The organism is Candidatus Sordicultor fermentans, assembly GCF_012728195.1.
Lineage (GTDB): Bacteria > Atribacterota > Atribacteria > Atribacterales > Caldatribacteriaceae > Sordicultor > Sordicultor fermentans.
This window is the reverse complement of sequence record NZ_JAAYFP010000009.1, coordinates 1-3,742: the sequence shown is the minus strand read 5'-3', so window position 1 is coordinate 3,742 and position 3,742 is coordinate 1. Positions and strand designations below refer to the sequence as shown.

At 39.2% G+C, this 3,742-nt stretch carries 4 protein-coding genes; 3 read left to right on the top strand and 1 reads right to left on the bottom strand.

Annotated features, from left to right (window positions below):
- A partial coding sequence (locus tag GXZ17_RS00365) for a DUF6880 family protein (RefSeq protein WP_409375307.1) occupies positions 1-899 on the bottom strand: 899 nt, incomplete at its 3' end.
- A 116-nt stretch (positions 900-1,015) separates the two neighbouring features.
- Between GXZ17_RS00365 and GXZ17_RS00360 the strand changes: the two genes are divergently transcribed.
- The 3 genes from GXZ17_RS00360 to GXZ17_RS00350 all read left to right on the top strand — a co-directional run bounded on the left by GXZ17_RS00360 (position 1,016) and on the right by GXZ17_RS00350 (position 3,613).
- Positions 1,016-1,444: a hypothetical protein gene (locus GXZ17_RS00360; protein WP_409375306.1), complete on the top strand. Its 429-nt coding sequence runs from the start codon at positions 1,016-1,018 to the stop codon at positions 1,442-1,444.
- A gap of 132 nt (positions 1,445-1,576) precedes the next feature.
- Positions 1,577-2,374 (top strand): SDR family NAD(P)-dependent oxidoreductase, encoded by a 798-nt coding sequence (locus tag GXZ17_RS00355; RefSeq protein WP_409375305.1) that lies wholly within the window; start codon positions 1,577-1,579, stop codon positions 2,372-2,374.
- Between the two features lie 63 nt (positions 2,375-2,437).
- Positions 2,438-3,613, top strand: a complete 1,176-nt coding sequence (locus tag GXZ17_RS00350) for an MFS transporter (RefSeq protein ID WP_409375304.1) — start codon at positions 2,438-2,440, stop codon at positions 3,611-3,613.
- Positions 3,614-3,742: the final 129 nt, after the last annotated feature.

Below are 3,742 nucleotides of genomic sequence, written 5' to 3'. Positions count from 1 at the left end.
TCTTTGTGCTGGCGAAAAATTCTCCAGGCTACTTCGGCTAATTTTTCCTGATTATCGATTTTTCGATAAATGTCTAATAATAATTTATCTCGTTTATAGTCATCTAAGGCCATTTCTGGTGGAACTTTCTTTATCCAGTCGAGTGCCTTTTCTGACTCTTGCGCTTCTAAATAAACTTCAGCAATGTCTAAACAAGTTTTAGAAGAAAGATCAGGCCAGGTAGCTAATGCAGCTCTTTCATAAAGAGGAGCGTCATGTAGCTGACGAGCTAAAGATTCTACTGCAAAGAGAGAATGTCGAGCATCGTATTGGCTATCTTTAGTAGTTTTATCAATATTTTCGGCATTTTCCCAGAACCGTTGAGCCAGAGAGCGCAAGGCTGCCTCGGGTAAAAATTGGAAAGCATGGTCTACCAATTCTTCCCGGACTCCGTATTCATCTTCCTGGTAGAGCTTAAAAACTAAGTCGGACAAATATGATTTATCTTCTATATCTTGAGCATAATGAGTAAAAAGTTCAGTGGCATCGTAGCGAAATACCTCTCCCACATTTCCGTAGGAATCATCACAGGACTCTAAAACTTTGTTATCACTTTCAAAGAAAGCTACTACTAATTCCAACCCGATTTTGGGGTCTTCGATATTTCTTTGAATATCAGCTAAAAGATCACTTAAATCTGAAGCATAACTCTGAGCTTCTCTGGCTCCTAAAAACCTTTTTCTTTGCCTTAACCCTCTTATTCTGGCTTTAAGATGCCGGAGATTTTCTCGGGGAGGAGATAATAGTTGTTCAACGAGCTGAGCAGCTTGATCGCTGCGGGTGGACAAATCCAGAAGGGCATCAGCTAACTTCTCTGCGCCCAATTTAATCAGTTGTTCTCTAGGGTTATTAGGTATCATTAAACGTGACCTCGCTTGGGTAACTTAAATTAATTTTTATTTTATCACTTTTTATCTTTGGATGCTTTTGTTGTGTTATATTTATTCTGAGATTATTGAATAATAGGAGGTAATAAATGAAGAACAAGCTGATAGTAGCAGGAGTAATTTTTACCTGTTTGGTTCTTCTGGTAGGTTGTGGTGATGAAAAATGGAACCCTTTAGATGTGGAGATAGTTGACCATGAGACGGGATGCCTCGCTTTAGAAGAAGAGTCTATCACCACTCTCTGGGAGGGAGAAGATATCGTAGCTACCACTATTTTCTCCACGTCTGTTCCTTGCTATCAAATACGGTCCATTTCTGCTCGAGAGAAGGAGGATAAAATCGAAGTAAAGATAAAACTGGAGCGAGAAGCAGGGGCGTGTATAGAATGTATAGGCTTTCAGAAAATAACTTTTCGAATAAAAAATCCTCGCCTTTATCCGGAAATTAACTTGGAATTGCAAGTAGAAGTTGATGGCCAGGTATTGATTCAAACCATTATAGAACAGCCTGCGACGTAAACAAAAAAGCAAAATATATAACAAAAGAATTCGAACAATTACGCTGGAGAAAAAGCACTCCAGCGCTCCTTCGGCGTAAGGTAGTGGTTTTTCGGTTAGATAAAATATCTTCTTGTTTAGAAAGGAAGAAAAATGGAAAAGTTAAACCAACTTTTGCTTAATCGGGTGGCTATTATTACCGGAGGCACTCGAGGAATTGGTCTGGGTATTGCCAGGGTTTTGAGTCAAGCAGGAGCGAAAGTGGCCTTGGTTTATCGGTCAGATAATCGGAGAGCCAATGAGGCTATAGAAGAGCTTAAGAAAGAGGGCTGCGAGGCTATATCTATTCAGGGAGATGTGGGTATAAAGAGAGAAGCCGGAAGGGTGGTTAACTGGGTAGCTGAGAAGTGGGGAAGAGTAGATATTTTGGTCAATAACTGTGGAATTTTAGATTTTACTTTTTTAGAAAATTTAACTGAAGAGCAATTTGACCAGGTATTGAGAGCCAATTTAAAAAGCGCTCTTTTTTGTACCCAGGCAGTATTGCCCTTTATGAAACAGGAAAAGTTTGGAAGAATCATAAACGCTAGTTCTATATCTGGCCACTTTGCTGATGTAGGACAGATTGCTTACGGTGTGAGTAAAGCTGGAGTAGAGATGTTTACTAAAATTGCCTCAGCTGAGTTAGCGCCTTATGGTATTACAGTCAATGCTTATGCTCCGGGGATTATCGAAACAGATATGACTCGGTCTATGATTGAAGAAAGAGGACATCTTCAAAAAGAGCAAATTCCTCTGAATAGATTTGGAGCTCCGGACGAGGTAGGAGCTTTAGTGCTTTTCCTTTCGCTGGAGGAAGCTGGATATATAACTGGGGAGATAATTGGAGTAGATGGAGGAATGCTCAAAGTGCAAAATGCCTGGAGAGCTCGCTACGAGGGAAAAGAGTGAGAATAAAAAATTGAAGGTAGTATGTTCAATATATTCGCAAAATAACTTGAGGAGTGGATAACATTGAAAAAACAGTTTTTAATAGTCCCTTTCTTTCTTGCTCTCATAGTTATTGGCTTGGGTCTTTCAGGGATGGGTGCGGTAATTCCCGAAATGGCTCAGCAGTTTTCCGTTTCTTACTCGGTAGTGGGAAGAGTTTTCTTGTTCCATGGCTTGGGCTATTTTGTCTCTATTCTTCTGGCTGGGATTTTAGGAGATATTATTAACCAAGTTTCTATCCTGAGGTTAGGAATTTTCCTATCTTTAGCTGGTTTTGGAGGGATTTCTTTCCTTCCTTCTTTTCCTTTAGTTATGGCTTCTTTTTTGCTTATGGGAGTGGGGTTGGGATTTATTGATGCTATGATTAGCCCCGTAGCTAATAGTGTTTTTACTGAAAAACCTGCCACTACCCTAAATATCATTCACGCTTTTTTTGGATTAGGGTCTTTAGCTGCTCCCCGTCTTTACTCTTTTTTAGTAGTAGAGGGTTATGGATGGCGGAATCTTTACCAAATATGTACTCTTTTTACTCTGATAACTTTGGTTATTTTTCTTTTTCCTTTTATTCCTCGAAAAAATCAGCCTTCTCAATTTAAGGAATTGTTAGGAGTGTTTAAGCAGCCGGCGTTATGGATTATGGGTTTCACTACTCTCTTTTACGCGGGAGGAGTGAGTACCTTAAATGGCTGGTTAGTGTCTTATTTAGAAGGAGAAGGGATAGTAAGAGGAGAAGGAGCCATTTTTCTCTCTTATTTCTGGTTGGGTATAATGTTAGGGAGGCTTATCCTTTCTCCAGTTTCGGATAAAGTTGGTCATCTCAATACTATTCGCCTTAATGCTTTAGGGGGAATAGTGTTTGTTTCCTTGTTTTTGCTTTTACCTTTTCATTCTACTTCTGCTGTGCTTTTGCTTTTTGGCACTGGTTTTATGCTCTCTACTTTGATACCTACCACCGTTTCTTATGCCCTGGCGACTTTTCCAGAAGTAACTTCTACTGCTTCCAGTTGGGTTCTATTTAACAATAGTTTAGGTAGTTTCCTATTCCCCTGGTTGGGAGGAGTAATAGGGACAGCTTTTAGTCTGCGCCTAACTATGATTTTTGTTCCCCTATTTCTCATTTTGATGTTTTTATTTCAGCAATGGTTAGCTACAATAGGTAGAAGAAACGTTATGGTTTTTAATGGCTATCAAAAAGAATAATGGAAATGAGGTAATGAGATATGAACGATATTCAATACTGGGAAGAAAAACTAGATAGTTTTGATTATGAAGAGCGTTGGAATGCTTTTTTGAAATTAGTGGAAAAAGCTAAAAAAGGGGAGATAATCC